Raw genomic sequence first — 19658 nt, 5'->3', positions numbered from 1 at the left:
CGTGATTACGCTCCTGCCTTGGTGGGTGCCGTGGTGGCGGTGCCGGGCAGGCTCGTTTGTTCGGGGATGTCGAGTTGGCCGGTGTCGTGGAATTCGAGTTTCTTGCGGCGGTCGGCGATGAGGCCTTCGGGGCGGAAGCGCATGAGGAGGACGAGCGCGACGCCGAAGAGGAGGAGTTGGTAGTCGCCGATGAATTGGAGTTTCGCCGGGATGAGGTAGAGCAGTGCCGCGCCGATGAGGGGGCCGCTGACGGTGCCCATGCCGCCGAGGATGACGGCGGCGAGGAGGAACGCGGAGTTTGGTGGTGCGTTCTCGACGAAGACGTACTGGTCGGGGGTGACGGAGTACTGGATGTGGCCTTGGACGGCGCCGGCCATGCCGGCGAGGGAGGCGCCGAGGGCGAAGGCGAGGAGTTTGAGGCGGAAGGCGTTGATGCCCATGGCGCGTGCGGCGGTTTCGTCTTCGCGGATGGCGACCCAGGCGCGGCCGATGCGGCTGGCGCCGGCGCGGCGGAAGACGGTCACGACGATGATCGTGAAGAAGAGCATCAACAGGTAGTAGTTGGCGAATCGGCCGAGGTCGACGCCGAGGACGGTGTGGGTTTCGCCGAAGTCGAATCCGAAGATGACGAGGTCGGGGATGTTGGCGATGCCGTTGGGTCCGTTGGTGACGTCGGGGCCGGATTGGCCGTCGAGGTTGTTCATGGTGATGCGGAAGATCTCGCCGAAGCCGAGGGTGACGATGGCGAGGTAGTCGCCGCGCAGTCGCAGGGTGGGGGCGCCGATGAGGACGCCGAAGAGGAGGGATGCGCCTGCGCCGGTGAGGACGGCTGCCCAGAAGGGGAAGTGGACGCCGATGGTGGAGTCGGCGGAGCCGGAGACGAGGGCGGCCGCGTAGGCGCCGACGCCGAGGAAGGCTACGTAGCCGAGGTCGAGGAGTCCTGCGAGGCCGACGACGACGTTGAGGCCGAGGGCGACGGTGGCGAAGACGAGGATGTTGGCGGCGACGTTGGTGTAGGTGTCGTTGGTCTGGGTGAAGGGGAAGGCCGCTGCGGCGACGAAGGCTGCGGTGAGGGCGATGGTGCGGTGTTTGTTGGTGAGGGTGGTGATACGGGTGATGAGGCCGCTCTTGGTGAGGGCGGTGCCGCCGAAGAGGACGAGGATGAGGTAGCCGACGAAGAGTTCGCCGTATTCGGTGTCGATGCCGTACGTGAAGACGTAGAGGGCGATGCCGAAGGTGACGGCGATGATGAGGATTTCGACCCAGGCGGGGAGGGTGGTGGCGCTGGGGCGTGCGGGGGGTGCTTTGAGGGTGTTGCGGAAGCGGGCCCAGGGGCGGGTGGCTTCGTCGTCCTTGACGTCGGCGGGGATGCCGAGGGCGAGGAGGGTGGTGGCGAGGGCGGTGATGCCGGCGATCCAGGCGCCTGGTTCGAGGTTGGCGGTGCCGCCGAGGCTCGCGGAGATGGCGCCCATGGTGTAGCCGGTGGTGCCGAGGGTGCCGAGGGCGAAGAGCAGGGTGGGGGCGGTGGATCCGCCGGGGGTGAGCCAGCGCAGGCCGCGGGTGCCGAGTCCGGAGAGGACGAGCAGCAGGGTGAGCAGTGCGCCGATGAGGGTGAGGACTTGGAGTCCGCCGGGGTAGCCGGTGACGGTGAGGTCGCCGGGGAACTCGTCGGTCCAGGTCCAGGCGAGGAAGGTGCTGGCGGCGGTGGCGAGGGCGGCTGCGGCGGTGCCGTAGCGGGCGGCCTTGGCGGGCAGCGGGATGAGTGCCTGGGGCGTCTTGGTGGTGGTGTCTGTCATGGTGATCACGCCCTGTCCGCGACGCGTTCTCCGAGCAGGCCCTGGGGGCGCAGCAGGAGGACGAGGATGAGGAGGACGAAGGCCCAGACGTCCTTCCAGGCTCCGCCGCCGAGGAGTTCCATGCCGGGGATGTCCTGGATGTAGGCGGTGGCGAGGGCTTCGGCGAGGCCGAGGGCGAGGCCGCCGATCATGGCGCCGTAGATGTTGCCGATGCCGCCGAGTACGGCGGCGGTGAAGGCTTTGAGGCCCGCGATGAAGCCCATTTTGAAGCCGACTTGGCCGTATTTGAGGCCGTAGGCCATGGCGGCGACCGCTGCGAAGGCGCCGCCGATGGCGAAGGCGGTGACGACGATGCGGTCGGTGTTGATCCCCATGAGCTTGGCGGTGTCGGGGTCTTGGGAGGTGGCTTGCATGGCGCGGCCGGTGCGGGTCTTGGCGACGAAGAAGGCGAGGGCGGCCATGCAGATGGGGGCGGCGATGATGAGGAAGATGTCGCCGCGTTGGAGGTTGAAGGCGCCGAGGTCGAAGGGACCGCCCTTGAACTGGGGGAAGGTGCGGTCGGACTTGGCGTTGGGGTAGAAGGCCCAGATCGCTTGCTGGAGGGCGATGGAGAGGCCGATGGCGGTGATGAGGGGTGCGAGGCGTGGGGCGTTTCTGAGGGGCCGGTAGGCGAAACGTTCCGCGCCGACGGCGATGAGGACGGAGCAGGTGATGCCCATCAGGAGCATGAGGGGCAGGGCGATGGCGAGGTTGGTGCCGGTGGGGAGCCAGAGCCACATGGTGAGGGCTCCGAAGCCGCCGATCATGTAGATCTCGCCGTGGGCGAAATTGATGAGCTGGATGATGCCGTAGACCATGGTGTAGCCGACGGCTATGAGGCCGTACAGGGCTCCGAGGATCAGGCCGTTGACCAGCTGCTGCGGCAGATCGTGCACCGCTGGGCCTCCGAGGTTGGGGTCAAGTGCGAGGGCGCGGGGGGCTGTTGGTGTGTGCCCCCCGCGTTGTGGCCGGGTGGGGAGCGGCCGGGATCTGGTCCGGCCGCTCCCCGGGGGGTGCTACTGCTCCAGCTCGCCGGTCTTGACGGGGACGATCTGGCCCTTCTTGACCTGGTAGACGGTGAGCGTCTTGTTGGTCGTGTCGCCGTACTTGTCGTAGGAGACCTGGCCGGTCACGCCGTTGAAGCTGACCTTCTGGGTGGCTTCGGTGATCTGCTTGCGGGCTTCCTTGAAGTCGCTGGGCAGCTTGCCGTCGTTCTTGGCGACGACGGACTTGACGGCCTGGATGAGGGACCAGGCGGCGTCGTAGGAGAGGCCGCCGTAGGTCTCGTAGGGCTCCTTGTAGCCGGCGGCCTTGTAGTCGGCGATGAACTTCTTGGCGGTGTCGAGCTTGGCGACGGGGGCGCCGACGGAGGTGGCGAAGTCGCCGTTGGCCGCGGAGCCGGCGAGCTTGACGTAGTCGGCGCTCTGCAGGGCGTCGCCGCCGATGACGGGGATCTTGGCGCCGGCGTCCTTGATCTGCTTGGAGAGCGGTGCGCCGTTGGGGTATTCGCCGCCGAAGTAGACGAAGTCCGCGCCGGAGTTCTTGACCTTGGTGGAGATGGCGCCGAAGTCGCGGTCGTCCTTGTTGATGTGGTCGCTGGCGACGACCTTTCCGCCGAGCTTCTTGAACTCGTCGCGGAAGGTCTGGGCGAGTCCCGCGCCGTAGGTGAGCTTGTTGTCGATGACGTACACCTTTTTCAGCTTGAGCTGGTTGTAGGCGTACTGGGCGGCGAAGGGGCCCTGGAGCGCGTCGGTGGTGGCGGTGCGGAAGTAGGTGTCGAAGGGACGCTGCTTGGACTTCAGGTAGTTGGTGCCCTGGGTCAGCGTCGGGTTGGTGTTCGCCGGTGAGATCTCGGCGAGGCCGGCGGCGTCGAAGGTCTTCTGCATCGACTGGGCGACGTTGGAGTTGAGGGGTCCTACGACGCCGAGGACGTCTTCCATGCCGACGAGCTTGGTGGCGTTCTGGCCGCCGGTGGACGCGTTGGCGACGTCGTCGAGCGGTTCGGTCTTGAAGGTGACGCCGGGGACTTCCTTGTTCTTGTTGGCGATCTTCGCGGCCAGGTGGACGGAGTTCTTGATGCCGAGTCCGATGGCCGAGAGGTCGCCGCTGAGGGGGGCGTCCACACCGATGACCACGGTGGTCTTGCCGCCGCCGCTGGACTTCTTGTCGTCGTCGCGCGATCCGCAAGCGCTGAGTGTGAGTGCTCCGGTCGTGAGCACGGCGGTGAGTATGAGCAAAGAACGGTGTCGCACGATCATTCCTCTCCCTGGCGCGGCCCCCTGGTCCAGGGGCCGTGTGTCTCGCCGGGCCGTACGGAGTGGTACAGGGGCCGTGCAAGTGAAGCGCCCGGCGGCGCGGTGACTGGCCGTGACTATAAGCGCAGGTGGCGGGGTGGAGCGTGGGTGCGGAAGAGGCTGTGACGTTCTTGTTATGCCGGGGTGCGCCGGTTGGGCGGGCCGACCAAGATCACCTCAAGTCCCGTAGTGGAACGGGGTGTTCTCAAGATCGACTCGGCCGCGGGCGCCCCGTGTGTGTCGACAGGGCTACGCGGTGCGACGTTCTCATTGCTTCGTTGCGGCAGAGGTAACCGAGTGTTACCGCTGTGTGAGTTCGGTGCGGGGTTGTGCGCAGCGGGCGCGCAGCAGGGTGAGCAGGTCGTGCGGGTAGCGGTCGACGAAGATGAAGCTGTGCAGTTCCCTGGCGCGCCGGTTGGTCAGTGCGAGGTCCAGGTAGGCCATGTCGAGGGCGCGGGGCAGGGCGGAGCAGTCGCGTACGGCGATCCGTACGGTGAGGGCGCGTGGGGTGTCCGGGGTGATGTCGAGGGGTGGTCCGGGTGTCGCGGTGACGGTCAATCGCGGGTCACCTGCCCGTATGTGACCGATCGTCACGGTGGTGCCGTGGTCGACGCGCACGCTGAACCGGAAGGTCTCCCCGCGTGCCCCTTCGTACGTCAGGTGGGTGACTTGCGCGGGCCAGGGGTCGGGCGGCGCCGGGACGGGCCGCTCGGGGTGGGGGAGCAGGAGGGCGCCTGCGACGGCGGCCACGGCGACGGTCCCGGCGAGGAGGAGGCGGCGCCCGCGCGGGGGCAGCGCGCTCCAACGTTCGTACGGGCGCGGGGCGTCGGCGCCGACCACGTCGGCGGGGTGCGCCGCGGGGGAGTGGCTGTCGTCCGCCGTTTCGTACGGCTCGACGGGTCCGATGCCGGTCATGCTCGACGGTAGGGCGGAGGGGGCGGGTCCGCCAATGTCGGTGTGAGCGGGGGTGGGCCGGGAGGCTCCGTCAACGGCTGTCCGGAGCGCGTGAGTTGGTGACGCCCTCTGGCCGGGCGGGGCGTGGCGCGATGGAATACCTCACGTCACCTCCCGTCCCGTGAGTGAACTCCCTGAACGCGCCCTTGGAGGCACGATGGCGAGATCCACCGGTAAGAGACGCTTCGGTCTGGCCCTGGTGTGTGCGCTGGTGGCGGCGGTGGCCGCCCCGTCCGCGTACGCCGTGCAACCCGCTGCCGAACAGGCGGAGTTGAAGATCAAGGATCGTGAGACGCAGCCGGTCTTCTCGCGCGCGGACGCCGTGCTGCAGAAGGTCGACGTCCAGACGGAGGCCGACAGTGACGGTGACGGGAAGCGCGACACCGTGCGCATGCGGATTCTGCGGCCCAAGGAGACGGAGACGGCGGGCCTGAAGGTCGCCACGATCGTCGAGGCGAGCCCGTACTGGGCGGGTGGCAACGATGTCCCGAACCATGTCGTCGACCTGGACGAGGACGGGCTTCCGGAATCGGGGAGCAGGTTCCAACGGGAGTCGGGAAGGGCCGGGTTGGCGGGTCCTGCCGTGGCGTACGGCGGGTACTACGACAACTACTTCCTGCCGCGCGGTTATGCCGTGGCGGAGGTCGACAGTCTCGGTACCGGTGACTCCACCGGCTGTCCGACCTCGGGTGGTCGCAATGAGACGCTGGGCGCGAAGGCCGCGATCGACTGGCTGAACGGCCGCGCGAAGGGCTGGGATGCCGACGGCAAGCCGATCCGTGCGGACTGGTCGACCGGTGACTCCGCCATGATGGGCATCTCGTACAACGGCACGCTGCCGACCGCCGTCGCCAGTACGGGAGTCGAGGGCCTCAAGGCGATCGTGCCGATCTCCGGGATCTCCTCCTGGTACGACTACTACCGCGCGAACGGCGGCGTCGTGGCGCCCGGCACGTTCCAGGGCGAGGACACCGACGTGCTCGCCAGGTACGTGTACTCGCGGGCCGACCGGGAGATCTGCAAGCCGGTGCTCGACGCGCTGGAGCGTGATCAGGACCGGGTGAGGGGGGACTGGTCGCCGTACTGGCAGGAGCGCGACTACCTGAAGGACGCGGGCCGGATCAAGGCGGCGACGTTCGTCGTGCACGGCCTCAACGACTGGAACGTGAAGACGAAGAACGCGGGCCAGTTGTGGGAGGCGCTGAAGAAGAACCATGTGCCGCGCAAGCTGTGGCTGCACCAGGCCGGGCACTCGAACCCGATGCCGCTGCGCATGGAGGAGTGGCTGGGCCAGGTGCACCACTGGTTTGACCACTATCTGTACGGCATCGACAACGGCGTCACGAAGGAGCCCCGGGTCGACGTCGAGCAGGCCGACTTCCGTTGGAAGCAGCAGAGCGACTGGCCGGCGGCCGGTACGCGTTCGACGACGCTTCGGATGCGGGCCGACGGCACGCTGGGGAGCAAGGCGGGGCCCAAGCGCGTGCAGTCGCTGATCGACGCGGGCCGGACGGTCGCCGCGGAGAAGCTGGTGACGTCGCCGGACGACGCGAACCCGAACCGGCTCGCGTACACGACGGGGACGCTGGACAAGGACGTCCGGCTCAACGGTGTGCCCGAGGTCGATGTGCGGGCCTCGCTGGCCGGTACGTCGCCGTACGTGACCGCGCTGCTCGTCGACTACGGGCGGGACACCCGGGCCACCTCGGGCACGGTCACCGACACCTCGCAGCAGGTCTGCTACGGCGAGGGCGTGCCGGGCCTCGCCGGTGAGACGGGCTGCGCGTACCGCACGAAGCACCGCACCGAGACCGCCGACTACAAGATCGTGACGCGGGGCTGGCTGGACGCCCGGAACCGGACGTCGTACGAGCGCCAGTCCAAGGTCGTCGAGGGCCGCGAGTACCGGCTGCGCTGGGACATGCAGCCCGAGGACTACGTCTTCAAGGCCGGGCACCGGCTCGGTGTCGTCCTGATCTCCACCGACTACGACTACACGCTGCGCTACCCGGCGGGCACGCGGATGACCGTGCGCGCCGGGGACAGCTCGGTGTCGCTGCCGGTCGCGCCCACCGGCAAGAGGTAGGCGCCGGGGCGTCCGCTACGCGGTGGGCGCGTCCGGTACTTCCTTGAGCATGCAGGTCAGGCGGGCCGAGCAGACCCGCCTGTCCTGCTCGTCGGTGATGACGATCTCGTACGTCGCCGTGGAGCGGCCGCGGTGCAGTGGCGTGGCGACGCCGGTGACGAGGCCGGAGCGGGCGCCGCGGTGGTGCGTGCAGTTCAGGTCGACGCCGACGGCGATCTTGCCGCTGCCGCCGTGCAGCATCGCGCCGACGGAGCCGAGGGTCTCGGCGAGCACGGCGGAGGCGCCGCCGTGCAGCAGCCCGTAGGGCTGGGTGTTGCCCTCGACGGGCATGGTGCCGACGACGCGCTCGGCCGAGGCCTCCTTGACGTCGATGCCCATGCGCGTGCCGAGGTGTCCGGCGGAGAACAGGGCGACGAGGTCGATGCCGAGTGCCGCGTACTCGTCGATGACCTCTTGCGGGAACTGCGTGTGGTTCTGCTCGCCCATGGCGCCCGGCTCCGTTCGTCGTGCCTTGCTTGTGTCGTCTACGCGCTTGTGTCGTCTACGTGGCTGAGCAAACGCTCAGTCGGTCCTGGATTGTTCCAGGCGGACAACGACGGACTTGCTGGCGGGTGTGTTGCTGGTGTCCGCGGTGGCGTCCAGCGGCACCAGCACGTTCGTCTCCGGGTAGTAGGCGGCCGCGCAGCCGCGGGCCGTCGGGTAGTGCACGACACGGAAACCGGGCGCGCGCCGCTCGACGCCGTCCTCCCACTCGCTGACGAGGTCTACGTAGGAGCCGTCGGCGAGGTCGAGGTCCTTGGCGTCGTCGGCGTTGACGAGGACGACACGGCGGCCGTTCCTGATGCCGCGGTAGCGGTCGTCCAGGCCGTAGATCGTGGTGTTGTACTGGTCGTGCGAGCGCAGCGTCTGGAGCAGCAGGCGGCCCTCGGGCACGCGCGGGTACTCGACGGGCGCGGCCGTGAAGTTGGCCTTGCCGGTGGTGGTGGGGAAGCGGCGCTCGTCGCGCGGGGCGTGCGGCAGCGCGAAGCCGGACGGGTCGGCGACCTTCTTGTTGAAGTCCTCGAAGCCCGGGACGACGTGTCCGATGCGGTCGCGGATCGTCGCGTAGTCCTTCTCGAACTCCTCCCAGGGAGTCCGGGATTCGGCGCCGAGGACGCGGCGGGCGAGGCGGGCCACGATGGCCGGTTCGGACAGCAGGTGCCGGCTCGCCGGGTCGAGGCGGCCGCGGGAGGCGTGCACCATGCCCATGGAGTCCTCCACGGTCACGAACTGCTCGCCGCTGCCCTGGAGGTCGCGCTCGGTGCGGCCGAGGGTGGGCAGGATCAGCGCGCGGGCGCCGGTGACGACGTGCGAGCGGTTCAGCTTCGTGGAGACGTGGACGGTGAGACGGGCGCGGCGCATGGCCGACTCGGTGACGTCCGTGTCGGGGGACGCCGAGACGAAGTTGCCGCCCATGGCGAAGAAGACCTTGGCCTGCCCGTCGCGCAGGGCGCGGATGGCGCGCACGACGTCGAAGCCGTGCTCGCGCGGCGGGGCGAAGCCGAACTCCTTCTCCAGGGCGTCGAGGAACGCGGGGGCGGGGCGCTCGAAGATGCCCATGGTGCGGTCGCCCTGCACATTGGAGTGGCCGCGCACGGGGCACACGCCGGCGCCCGGCCGTCCGATGTTGCCGCGCAGCAGCAGGAAGTTGACCACTTCGCGGATCGTCGGCACGGAGTGCTTGTGCTGGGTGAGGCCCATGGCCCAGCACACGACGGTGCGCTTGGAGGCGAGGACCATCTCCAGGGTGCGCTCGATGTCGGCGCGGGACAGGCCGGTCGCCGCGAGGGTCTCGTCCCAGTCGGCGGCGCGGGCGGCCTCGGTGAACTCCTCGTAGCCGTGGGTGTGCTCGGCGATGAAGGCCTCGTCGGTGGCGCCTTCCGTGCCGAGGATCAGCTTGTTGAGGAGGCGGAAGAGGGCCTGGTCGCCGCCGAGACGGATCTGCAGGAACAGATCGTTCAGCGCGGCGCCCTTGGTGAGGCCCTTCGGGGTCTGCGGGTTCTTGAACTTCTCCAGGCCCGCTTCCGGCAGCGGATTGATGGAGATGATCTTCGCGCCGCCCGCCTTCGCCTTCTCCAGGGCGGAGAGCATGCGCGGATGGTTCGTGCCCGGGTTCTGCCCGGCGACGATGATCAGGTCCGACTTGTAGAGGTCCTCAAGGAGGACGCTGCCCTTGCCGATGCCGATGGTCTCCGTGAGCGCGGAACCGGACGACTCGTGACACATGTTCGAACAGTCGGGCAGGTTGTTCGTGCCGAACTCGCGGGCGAACAACTGGTAGAGGAACGCCGCCTCGTTGCTGGTGCGCCCCGACGTGTAGAAGACGGACTCGTCGGGGGAGGAGAGCGCTTCGAGTTCCTTGCCGATGATGTCGAAGGCGCGCTCCCACGTGACGGGCTCGTAGTGGGTGCCGCCCTCGTCCAGATGCATGGGGTGGGTGAGCCGGCCCTGCTGGCCCAGCCAGTACCCGGAGCGCGTCGCGAGGTCCGTGACCGGGTGCGCGGCGAAGAACTCCGGCGTCACGCGGCGCAGGGTGGCCTCCTCGGCGACCGCCTTCGCCCCGTTCTCACAGAATTCCGCCGCGTGCCGGTGCTCCGGCTCGGGCCAGGCACAGCCGGGGCAGTCGAAGCCGTCCTTCTGGTTGACGCGCAGCAGCGTCAGCGCCGTCCGCTTCACGCCCATCTGCTCGCGGGCCATCTTGAGCGAGTGCTTCACGGCGGGGAGCCCGGCGGCATGGTGCTGCGGCGCCGCGACCTGCGGCGCGTCCTGTACCGGATCGGATGCGGGCGGCTTGCTTGCCATGGTTCGGCTCCCCTTTGAGCAGGTCCTGCGATGCTGCGATGCCGTGCTGTGAGCTACGTCTCCGATCTTCGCACGGGGGTGTGACAACGCCCGTGCCGGTCCGGGGTGGGCCGCGCTGTCAGTGGGGCGTGGCAGGATCGTGGGCGTGGCAGAGAAAGCAGCAGCGAATACGCCAAAGACGACGCAGAAGACGGTGGATCCGGTGGCGAAGGCGGCAGACAGCAGCACGGGCGGGCGTCCCCGCCTGATGCTCATGGACGGGCACTCGCTGGCGTACCGGGCATTCTTCGCGCTGCCCGCGGAGAACTTCACGACGGCGACGGGGCAGCCGACGAACGCGATCTACGGTTTCGCGTCGATGCTGGCGAACACGCTGCGCGACGAGGAGCCGACGCACTTCGCGGTGGCGTTCGACGTGTCCCGCAAGACGTGGCGCTCCGAGGAGTTCACCGAGTACAAGGCGAACCGCTCGAAGACGCCGGACGAGTTCAAGGGCCAGGTCGAGCTGATCGGCGAGCTGCTCGACGCGATGCACACGCCGCGCTTCGCGGTGGACGGCTTCGAGGCCGATGACGTCATCGCCACGCTCGCCACGCAGGCCGAGGCCGCCGGCTTCGAGGTGCTCATCGTCACCGGTGACCGGGACTCGTTCCAGCTCGTCTCGGAGAACGTGACGGTGCTGTACCCCACCAAGGGCGTCTCCGAGCTGACGCGGTTCACGCCGGAGAAGGTCGAGGAGAAGTACGGGCTCACGCCTGCCCAGTACCCGGACTTCGCTGCGCTGCGCGGCGACCCGTCGGACAACCTGCCGGGCATCCCCGGCGTCGGTGAGAAGACGGCCGCGAAGTGGATCAACCAGTTCGGTTCGTTCGCGGAGTTGGTCGAGCGCGCCGACGAGGTCAAGGGCAAGGCGGGGCAGAACTTCCGGGACCACATCGAGGCCGTGAAGCTGAACCGGCGGCTGACCGAGATGGTGCGTGACGTCGAGCTGCCGAAGACGGTCACCGACCTGGAGCGCGAGGCGTACGACCGGACGTCGATCGCGATGATCCTGGACACCCTCGAAATCCGTAACCCGTCGCTGCGCGAGCGCCTGTTCGCCGTCGACCCGGGAGCCGAGGAGGCCGACGAGACCCCGGCGGAGCCGGGCGTCGAGCTGGATGGCACGGTGCTGGGGACGGGCGAGGTCGCGCCGTGGCTGGCCGAGCACGGCAAGGCGGGCGGCGCTCGTCTGGGGATGGCGTCCGTCGACACCTGGGAGCTCGGCACGGGCTCGGTCACCGAGGTCGCGCTGGCCGCCGCCGGGGGAGAGGCCGCCTGGTTCGACCCGTCGACGCTGGACGAGGCCGACGAGAAGGCGTTCGCCACCTGGCTCGCCGACGCCGAGAAGCCGAAGGTGCTGCACAACGCCAAGGCGGTCATGCGCGTCTTCGCCGAGCACGGCTGGAGCGTCGAGGGCATCACCATGGACACGGCGCTCGCCGCGTACCTGGTCAAGCCGGGCCGCCGCTCCTTCGCGCTCGACGCGCTGTCCCTGGAGTACCTGGGCCGCGAGCTGGCCCCGGCCGGCGCGGCCGACGGTCAACTCGCGTTCGGTACCGAGGAGGACGACCAGGCCGAGGCCGACGCGCTCATGGTCCAGGCCCGCGCCATCCTCGACCTGGGCGAGGCCTTCGGTACGCGCCTGGGGGAGGTCGGCGCGGCCGATCTGCTCACCGACATCGAGCTGCCCACGTCCACGCTCCTCGCCCGCCTGGAGCGGCACGGCATCGCCGCCGACCGCGCCCACCTGGAGTCGATGGAGCAGATGTTCGCGGGCGCCGTGCAGCAGGCGGTGAAGGAGGCGCACGCCTCCGTGGGCGAGGAGTTCAACCTCGGCTCCCCGAAGCAGCTCCAGGAAGTCTTCTTCAACAAGCTGGACCTCCCGAAGACGAAGAAGACCAAGACCGGGTACACGACGGACGCGGACGCGCTCGCCTGGCTGGCCACGCAGACCGACCACGAGCTGCCGGTGATCATGCTGCGCCACCGTGAGCAGGCCAAGCTCCGCGTCACCGTCGAGGGTCTGATCAAGACGATCGCGGCGGACGGCCGCATCCACACCACGTTCAACCAGACGGTGGCGGCGACGGGCCGGCTGTCGTCCACGGACCCGAACCTGCAGAACATCCCGGTCCGCACGGACGAGGGCCGCGCGATCCGCCGCGGCTTCGTCGTCGGCGAGGGCTACGAGTCGCTGATGACGGCCGACTACAGCCAGATCGAACTGCGCGTCATGGCGCACCTGTCGGAGGACGAGGGCCTCCTCGAAGCGTTCACCTCCGGCGAGGACCTGCACACCACGGTGGCCTCGCAGGTCTTCGGAGTGGAGCGGGACGCGGTCGACGCGGAGATGCGCCGCAAGATCAAGGCGATGTCGTACGGGCTCGCGTACGGCCTCTCCGCCTTCGGCCTCTCCGGCCAGCTGGGCATCGACCCGGGCGAGGCGCGCGGCCTGATGGACACGTACTTCGAGCGGTTCGGCGGGGTGCGGGACTACCTGCGCCGCGCCGTCGACGAGGCACGCGCCACCGGGTACACGGAGACGATGCTGGGGCGTCGCCGCTACCTGCCCGACCTGAACTCGGACAACCGGCAGCGTCGCGAGATGGCCGAGCGGATGGCGCTCAACGCGCCGATCCAGGGCACGGCGGCCGACATCGTGAAGATCGCGATGCTGAACGTCGACAAGGCGCTCACGGAGGCGAAGCTCACGTCGCGGATGCTGCTCCAGGTGCACGACGAAATCGTGCTGGAGATCGCTCCCGGTGAGGCCGCGGCGGCGGAGGAGCTGGTGCGCCGTGAGATGGCGGGCGCGGTCACGCTCCGCGCGCCGCTGGATGTGTCGGTGGGGCTGGGTGCGGACTGGGAGTCCGCGGCTCACTAGGGCCTGGTCGGCCGGGTGCGGGTCGCGTTGTCTCGCGGCCTGCGCCCGGGCTCACGTCACGGGGCTCCGCCCCGGACCCCGCGCCTCAATCGCCGGCGGGGCTTGAGATGCTCACCTGTCGCGGGCGGGGCTTGAGATGCTCACCCGTCGCCGGCGTGGCTGGAGCGGCTCACCGGTCGTCGGCGGGGCTTGAATTGGGTCACCAGGGCGTACAGCAGCACCCCTCCACCCACGCCCGCCCCCGCGCCGAAGCACAGGGTCGGGACGATCTCCCACGGTTGCCACGTGAGACCCGCCCCGTTCACGTACGAGAGCCAGCGCGCCACCCGTAGGCTCCCGGCGACGCACGCGCAGCCCGCGATCAGGGACCACGCGAGCCACCGTTCCCCGGTGGGTGGCGCCGGTGCGGGCTCGGCGCCCCGGACCGTCCACCACGCGAACGCGGCGAGCACGGCGAGTGCGGCGGCCGAACCGGCGTACTGGGCGTACCAGTAGAGCGGGTAGCCGGCGAACGTCTCGCCGAGGACGGGGAAGAGGCGCATCCCCCAGCGGTCCGGGTGCGTGAAGGCGTCCCACACGACGTGGGTCGTGGCGCCGAGCGATGCGGAGACGTACCACCACAGCGGCCACCACCCCGTACGAGGCCGGGGCCGGACCACGGCCCCCAGCCGCCCCCGCACCCGCCCCGGTACGAGCCCGAGCAGCGGCTCCCGGACCAGCCGCCACAGGGCCACCACCGCGAGCGCGATCCCCACGTCCACGGTGAACACGCCCGTGAACGAGTGCGTGAACGCGCCGAATCCCATCGCCCCGGGAACCACGCCCGCCGCGTAGTACGTGAGGTCGGGCGCGAACGACCCGGCGACGAGCAGCGCGGGTACGAGCGGACCGCGCCCCGTACCGTCCCGCCGTATGAAGGGCAGCACGGCCGCGGCATGGCTGATGGTGAACGGCACGTGTCCCCCTGCTGTCCCGTACGTGCGAGCGTGGAATCGTACGGCATCCGTAGCGGCGCAATCGTTCAATACCGGGCACGAACGGGTGTCTGTGCGGCGGAAGTTGTCGTAGGGTCGGCGGGATCCGCACGCTGGGGAGCGTGGCGGGTCGTTTCAGGCGACAAGGGGAGGGCTCGCGGCATGGCGGCGGTATTCGGCAGGCGACTGCGCAGGGGAGTCATGACGGCCGCGGTCGCCGCCGCGGCGGTGGCGGCCCTGTCCGCGTCCCAGGCACCGGGAGTGAGCGCTCCGCACACGGGCGGCGGCAATTCGGCGGCGGACCGCTCCGACGACAATCCGCCGAACTCGGCGACGGGCCCTGACTACTACACCGACCTGCCCCCGCTGGACAGCCCCACCGACGACCCGACCGCCCCGCCCGGCACGGGCGGGAAGGACGGCGAGGACTCCGGCATACCCGCGACCGTCCTCGACGCGTACAAGAAAGCAGCCGCCGAGATAGGCACCACGAAGCCCGGCTGTAATCTGGACTGGCAACTGCTCGCCGCGCTCGGCAAGGTCGAGTCGGGCCAGGCCCGCGGCGGCGACGTCGACGCGGACGGCACCACGCTCCACGCGATCCTCGGCCCGCCCCTGGACGGCAACGGCTTCGCGAAGATCACCGACACCGACGGCGGCTCCTACGACGGCGACACCACCCACGACCGGGCGGTGGGCCCCATGCAGTTCATCCCCTCCACCTGGGAGTGGGCGGGCCGTGACGGCAACGGCGACGGCAAGAAGGACCCGAACAACATCTACGACGCCGCCCTCGCCGCGGGCCACTACCTGTGCCGCGCCGACCGCGACCTGTCGAACGCCTCGGACCTCAACAAGGCGATCCTCAGCTACAACAACTCCTCGGACTACCTCGCCACCGTCCTGAAGTGGCTGGAGTACTACCGCAAGCACTCGCACTCGGTCCCCGACGGCACCGGCGTGCTGCCCAAGCACCCGAGCGGCGGCGGCACGGGCAGCGCGAGCCCTTCGCCGAGCCCCACCCACCGGAACTCCGACCGCCCGTCGGACTCGCCGACGACGAAGGACCCGTCCAAGAAGCCGCCCAAGACCCCGTCCGGCGGCGGTTCGACGACTCCCGGCGGGAACACCGGCGGGGGCGGCTCGGACAGCCCCGGCGGGACCACCCCGCCGCCCACCACCAGCCCCACCCAGTCCGTCACCAAGCTCGCCGACGCAGGCACCGGCGGCCTCGCCGCCTTGCAGGACGACTCCTTCAGCGAGCGGGTCAAGGTGAAGGCGAAGAACGCGGCGGGCTCCGCCGTCGGCTCCGCGAAGATCCGCTTCGCGGTCGTCGGCGACACGGACGCCACGTTCTCCGGCGGCGCCACCAGCGCCACCGTCACCACGAACGGCTCCGGCGTGGCCACCGCGCCGGCACTCAAGGCGGGGAAGAAGACCGGTCAGTTCAAGGTCCGGGCCACCGTCGTCGGCCGCAACGTGACCGGCCTCGACCACACGGCGACGGTCACCGCACGCGCCGACAAGCTGGCCCGCGCCGACACCGACCCGCTGACCTGCGAGGCGGGCGGCACCTTCGACAAGGCCGTCGAGCTGAAGGCCACGTACAAGGGCGCCGCGGCCGACAAGGTCGCCGCGACCGCGACCCTCATCACGTCCGAGGGCGACGCGACCGAGGCGGACAAGGGCCCCTACTTCAAGGACGCGGAGGGCAAGACGATCCGCACCCTCAAGGGCCTCACGACCGACGCCGACGGGCACCTCACGCTGCCGAAGCTGTACGCGGACGACACGACCGGCACGTTCCTGTTGCGCGTCACCACGACGGGCGGCGCGACGCTCGACGTCGAGCTGAAGGTGACCGCGGCGACCGCCTCGTAACGCGCCCCGCGCAACGCGCAGTTGAGCCCCCGACCGCACATGGTCGGGGGCTCAACTACGTCCCGTACAACGTGTTCTCATTCCCGCTCCGCGTTGCTACGGTGCACCGACCCAGAGGCCTGACGCCTCATCAGATTCCGTCTGCCGCAAGGCTGCAGGGAGGTCGGACATGCGCGCTCTCATCGCCGCGGCGATCGGTCTCGCCGCGGCGCTCGCCCTGGTCCTCACCATGACCGCGGTCGGTGCCCCGCCGGGCGAGACATCCCCGAAACCGCTGCTGCACTCCGTACCCAAACATCCGTAATGCCCGTGCCACGCCCGTAGCTGAGGAGGGCCGCCGCGATGCGCCGCAAGGCCAGCCTGATCCTGCTCGCCTTCGCCGTGTTCTTCACGGCGATGTCCCCGCTGATGCGCTGGTACGCGTTCCCGCGCCTCGCGAAGATCCCGCCGAGCCAGTACCAGACGATGGTGCTGGAGGCGAAGAACGCGACCCTCGTCGACTACGGGACCATGAAGGAGAAGAAGGTCCCCAAGCTCAGCATCGTGCAGACCCTCAAGGGCAACGTCGAGGCGTCGAACAAGGTGGAGGAGACCGCCGGGCGCGATGTCGTCGTCTGGGACGGCCTCACCTACGTAGTGGGGCCCGACGGCAAGATGGTCTCCCAGATCCCCGAGCGCTACATCTTCGACGCCCACAGCTCCGCCCCCGTGCACGCCAAGGGCGAATCGGTCGACGGCGACCCGGTCAAACGCGAGGGCATCGAGTTCAAGTGGCCCTTCCTGACGGAGCGGCGCGACTACGAGTACTTCGACGCGCGCGCCCGCGTCACCCGGCCCATCCACTACAAGGGCACCGAGAACTTCCACGGTGTGGAGATCTACCGCTTCGAGCAGACCATCCCGTGGACGAAGGTTCCGTTCCCCAAGAAGCTGCCCGTGAAGGGCATCACTCCGGAGTCCGTCGCCAAGACCGGCACGCAGATGTGGTACTCGACCGTCCGCACCTTCCTGGTCGACCCGACCACCGGCGCCCCCGTCTACGGCGAGGAGCAGCACAAGGAGGAGATGCGCGGCGGCACCCTGCTCGCCGGAGACCCCGACAAGAAGATCACCGCGTTCGCCGGCGACGTCAAGATGCGCCCCGACTTCATCGAGTCGACGGTCGACCTGGTCAAGTCGCAGCGCGTCCTGGTCCTGCTGCTCACTTCCTACCTGCCGTGGGGCTTCCTCGGCCTCGGTGTGCTGCTGCTCGCCCTCTCGCTGTGGCTGGAGGCGCGCAGCCGGCGTCCCGGTGAGCCGGAGGAGACGCCGGTGACCGAGCCGGAGCCCGACCCGGTCAGCGTCTGAGGCGGGCGTTCGTGTGCCGCGTGGGCTCGGCCGCCGCCGGGTCCTCCGGCCACGGGTGCTTGGGGTAGCGGCCGCGCAGATCGGCCCGCACGGAGCGGTAGCCGTCGCCCCAGAACGAGGCCAGGTCCGCGGTGACGGCGGCGGGCCGCCCGGCGGGCGAGAGCAGATGCACGAGCACCGGGACCCCGGCCACGCGCGGCGTCTGTCGCAGCCCGAACATCTCCTGCAACTTCACCGCGAGCACGGGCTGTTCGGGATCGGAGTAGTCGAGCCGCACCCGCGAGCCGCTGGGCACCTCGAAGCGCTCCGGCGCCAGCTCGTCCAGGCGCGCTGCCTGGCCGCCCGCCCACGGCAGCAGCCGCCTCAGGGCCGACCCGGCGTCGATCCGCCCGAGGTCCGCCCGGCGCCGCGCCGCGCTCAACTCCGGCTCCAGCCACTCGTCCACGCGCGCGTGCAGCGCATCGTCGCTCACGTCCGGCCACGGCTCCCCGACGTGCCGCCGCAGAAAGGCCAGCCGCTCCCGCAGCGCCACGGCGTCCTTGCTCCACCGCAGCAGCCCGAGCCCCTCGCGCCGCAGCCCTTCGCGCAGAGCGTCCCGTACGAGGCCGGGGGCGGGGCTCTTGAGGGGGCGTACGGCGAGTTCGACGGCGCCGAGCCGGGTGACGTGCCGGGCCACCAACTCGCCGCCCGCCCACGCCACTTCGTCGCCCTCCTGGAGCAGTGACGCGGCGGCCCGGCGCGCGGTCCCCTCGTCCACGACCGCGCCGAGCCGCACGCGCGCGTGCCCGGCCCCCACGGGCCGGTCGGCGACGGCGACGGCGACCCACTCGGCGTCCCGCAGGGCGGACCCGTCGGGAACGTCGGCGCGGGTGCCGGACACCATGAGCAGCGAGCCGCCGGTGCGGCGGGCGACGCGCTCGGGGAAGGCGAGCGCGGCGACGAGCCCGGCCACGTGGTCGTCGGTGCCGCCCCGGCCCCGGTCCGTCCCGGACTCGCTCACGAGCCCGGAGAGCCGCCGTACCTCCTGACGCCACCGGGCCGCGTAGGCGTCACCGCCGCGACGGGCCGCGCGCAGCGCCCCGCCCAGGTCGTCCCCGTAGTCGCGCGGCGGCTCGTCGCCGAGCAGCGCCACCACCTCCGCGGCCCGCCGCGCGGACACGACGGGCGCCGCGTCCACCAGCGCCCGTCCGAGCCGTGGATGCAGCCCGAGCCGCGCGAGCCGCGCACCCCGCTCGGTGGCCCGGCCCGCGTCGCCCTCGACCGCTCCGACCGCTGTCAGCACGGACCGCGCCGCCGCCATCGCCCCGCCCGGAGGAGCGTCGAGCAGGGCGAGCCCCGAGGCGTCCGGGTCGCCCCAGCACGCCACTTGCAGTGCGAACGCCGTCAGGTCCGCCACCTTGATCTCGGGGGAGGGGAAGCGCGGCAGCCGCCCGTCCTCCGCCTCGTCCCAGCACCGGTACACCACACCCGGCGCCTCACGTCCGGCCCGCCCCGCCCGCTGGGTCCCGGCCGCCCGGGAAGCCCGTACGGTCGTCAGCGCGCTCAACCCGCGCGCGTGGTCCACCCGCGGCTCCCGCGCGAGCCCCGCGTCCACGACGGACCGCACCCCGGGCACGGTCAACGACGACTCGGCGACGGCCGTGGCCAGCACGACCCGCCGCCGCGGACCCGCCGAGAGCACCGCGTCCTGCACGGCGGCCGGCGCCCGCCCGTGCACCTGAAGCACGTCCACATCGCCCAAGGCGCCCAACTGCCCGGCCACCCGCGCGATCTCGCCGACGCCCGGCAGGAAACACAGCACGTCCCCGTCCCGCTCGGCGAGCGCACGGCGCACCACGGACGCCACATGTGCGAGCAGCGCCGGATCCACCCGCATCCCGTGCGGCGGCCGCACCGGACGCGCGGGCGGCGCCCACACCACGTCCACCGGATACGAGACGCCCTCGGCCTCGACGACCGGAGCGCCCCCGAGGAGCGTCGCCCACCCCTCGGCGTCCGTGGTCGCTGACGCCGCGACCAGCTTCAGCTCCGGCCGCAGCGCCTCGCGTACGTCCCACAGAAAGGCGGCCACGGTGTCCGCGTCCAGGTGCCGCTCGTGCACCTCGTCGAGCATCACGGCATCGACGCCGCGGAGTTCCTGATCCCGCTGCAGCCGTTGCAGCAGCACGCCCGTCGTGACCACCTCGACGCGGGTGCGCGGCCCGACGACGCGCTCGCCGCGCACCGTGTAGCCGACCCGCTCCCCCACCTTTTCGCCGAGCAGCCACGCCATCCGCCGCGCCGCGGCCCGGGCCGCGATCCGCCGCGGCTCGGCGACCACCACACGGCGATCCGGAGCGTCCTCGTCGAGCAGCCCGGCGAGCACCAGCGGTACGAGGGTCGTCTTGCCGGTGCCGGGCGGCGCCACGAGCACCGCGGTCCCGTCACTGTCGAGCGCGGAGCGCAGCGCGGGCAGCGCGGACCGTACGGGAAGGGCCCGCAGAGCGTCGTCACGCACAGAAGAAGGGGGTGAGGTCACAC

General features: G+C 70.6%; 13 protein-coding genes. 5 read left to right on the top strand and 8 right to left on the bottom strand.

Annotated elements, in window-relative coordinates:
- Window positions 1-5: 5 nt before the first annotated feature.
- The 4 genes from OKJ99_RS18395 to OKJ99_RS18380 form a co-directional block, all read right to left on the bottom strand.
- Window positions 6-1796: a branched-chain amino acid ABC transporter permease gene (locus tag OKJ99_RS18395; RefSeq protein WP_326017628.1), complete on the bottom strand. Its 1791-nt coding sequence runs from the start codon at window positions 1794-1796 to the stop codon at window positions 6-8.
- Between the two features lie 5 nt (window positions 1797-1801).
- The gene (locus OKJ99_RS18390; protein WP_326017626.1) at window positions 1802-2731 is read right to left on the bottom strand and encodes a branched-chain amino acid ABC transporter permease; all 930 of its coding nucleotides are present in this window, start codon (window positions 2729-2731) and stop codon (window positions 1802-1804) included.
- A 120-nt stretch (window positions 2732-2851) separates the two neighbouring features.
- Window positions 2852-4087 carry a branched-chain amino acid ABC transporter substrate-binding protein gene (locus tag OKJ99_RS18385; RefSeq protein ID WP_326017624.1) on the bottom strand — a complete coding sequence of 412 codons (1236 nt, stop codon included), beginning with the start codon at window positions 4085-4087 and terminating at the stop codon, window positions 2852-2854.
- 342 nt (window positions 4088-4429) lie between these two features.
- Window positions 4430-5044 carry a hypothetical protein gene (locus tag OKJ99_RS18380; protein ID WP_326017623.1) on the bottom strand — a complete coding sequence of 205 codons (615 nt, stop codon included), beginning with the start codon at window positions 5042-5044 and terminating at the stop codon, window positions 4430-4432.
- A 196-nt stretch (window positions 5045-5240) separates the two neighbouring features.
- On the opposite strand from OKJ99_RS18380, the gene OKJ99_RS18375 reads away from it, so the two are divergent.
- Complete coding sequence (locus tag OKJ99_RS18375) at window positions 5241-7169, top strand: Xaa-Pro dipeptidyl-peptidase (RefSeq protein WP_326017621.1); 1929 nt, start codon at window positions 5241-5243, stop codon at window positions 7167-7169.
- Window positions 7170-7184: 15 nt separating this feature from the next.
- Here the strand turns inward: OKJ99_RS18375 and OKJ99_RS18370 are convergent, their stop codons facing one another.
- Together OKJ99_RS18370 and OKJ99_RS18365 are read right to left on the bottom strand one after the other, a co-directional pair.
- Window positions 7185-7655: a hotdog fold thioesterase gene (locus OKJ99_RS18370; protein ID WP_326017619.1), complete on the bottom strand. Its 471-nt coding sequence runs from the start codon at window positions 7653-7655 to the stop codon at window positions 7185-7187.
- A 75-nt stretch (window positions 7656-7730) separates the two neighbouring features.
- A complete protein-coding gene (locus OKJ99_RS18365; protein ID WP_326017617.1) occupies window positions 7731-10010 on the bottom strand; it encodes an FdhF/YdeP family oxidoreductase in 2280 nt (759 codons plus the stop codon).
- 247 nt (window positions 10011-10257) lie between these two features.
- Between OKJ99_RS18365 and polA the strand changes: the two genes are divergently transcribed.
- A complete protein-coding gene (gene polA, locus OKJ99_RS18360) occupies window positions 10258-12936 on the top strand; it encodes a DNA polymerase I (protein WP_326017667.1) in 2679 nt (892 codons plus the stop codon).
- 140 nt (window positions 12937-13076) lie between these two features.
- Here the strand turns inward: polA and OKJ99_RS18355 are convergent, their stop codons facing one another.
- Window positions 13077-13892, bottom strand: coding sequence for a DUF4184 family protein (locus tag OKJ99_RS18355; protein WP_326017615.1), 816 nt, complete (start codon window positions 13890-13892; stop codon window positions 13077-13079).
- A 180-nt stretch (window positions 13893-14072) separates the two neighbouring features.
- Here OKJ99_RS18355 and OKJ99_RS18350 point away from each other — a divergent pair, with 180 nt between their 5' ends.
- From OKJ99_RS18350 to OKJ99_RS18340, 3 genes are all read left to right on the top strand, one after another.
- Complete coding sequence (locus OKJ99_RS18350; protein WP_326017613.1) at window positions 14073-15791, top strand: lytic transglycosylase domain-containing protein; 1719 nt, start codon at window positions 14073-14075, stop codon at window positions 15789-15791.
- A 169-nt stretch (window positions 15792-15960) separates the two neighbouring features.
- Entirely contained in the window at window positions 15961-16095 is a 135-nt protein-coding gene (locus tag OKJ99_RS18345; protein WP_326017611.1) for an SPW_0924 family protein, read from the top strand.
- Between the two features lie 38 nt (window positions 16096-16133).
- A complete protein-coding gene (locus OKJ99_RS18340; RefSeq protein WP_326017609.1) occupies window positions 16134-17138 on the top strand; it encodes a DUF3068 domain-containing protein in 1005 nt (334 codons plus the stop codon).
- Here the strand turns inward: OKJ99_RS18340 and hrpB are convergent.
- Window positions 17128-19635: an ATP-dependent helicase HrpB gene (gene hrpB, locus OKJ99_RS18335; RefSeq protein ID WP_326017608.1), complete on the bottom strand. Its 2508-nt coding sequence runs from the start codon at window positions 19633-19635 to the stop codon at window positions 17128-17130. The genes OKJ99_RS18340 and hrpB overlap by 11 nt on opposite strands.
- Window positions 19636-19658 lie beyond the last annotated feature (23 nt).

The sequence above is a fragment of the Streptomyces endophyticus genome, from assembly GCF_035798155.1.
GTDB lineage: Bacteria > Actinomycetota > Actinomycetes > Streptomycetales > Streptomycetaceae > Streptomyces > Streptomyces endophyticus.
This window is presented reverse-complemented; position numbering and strand designations above follow the sequence as displayed.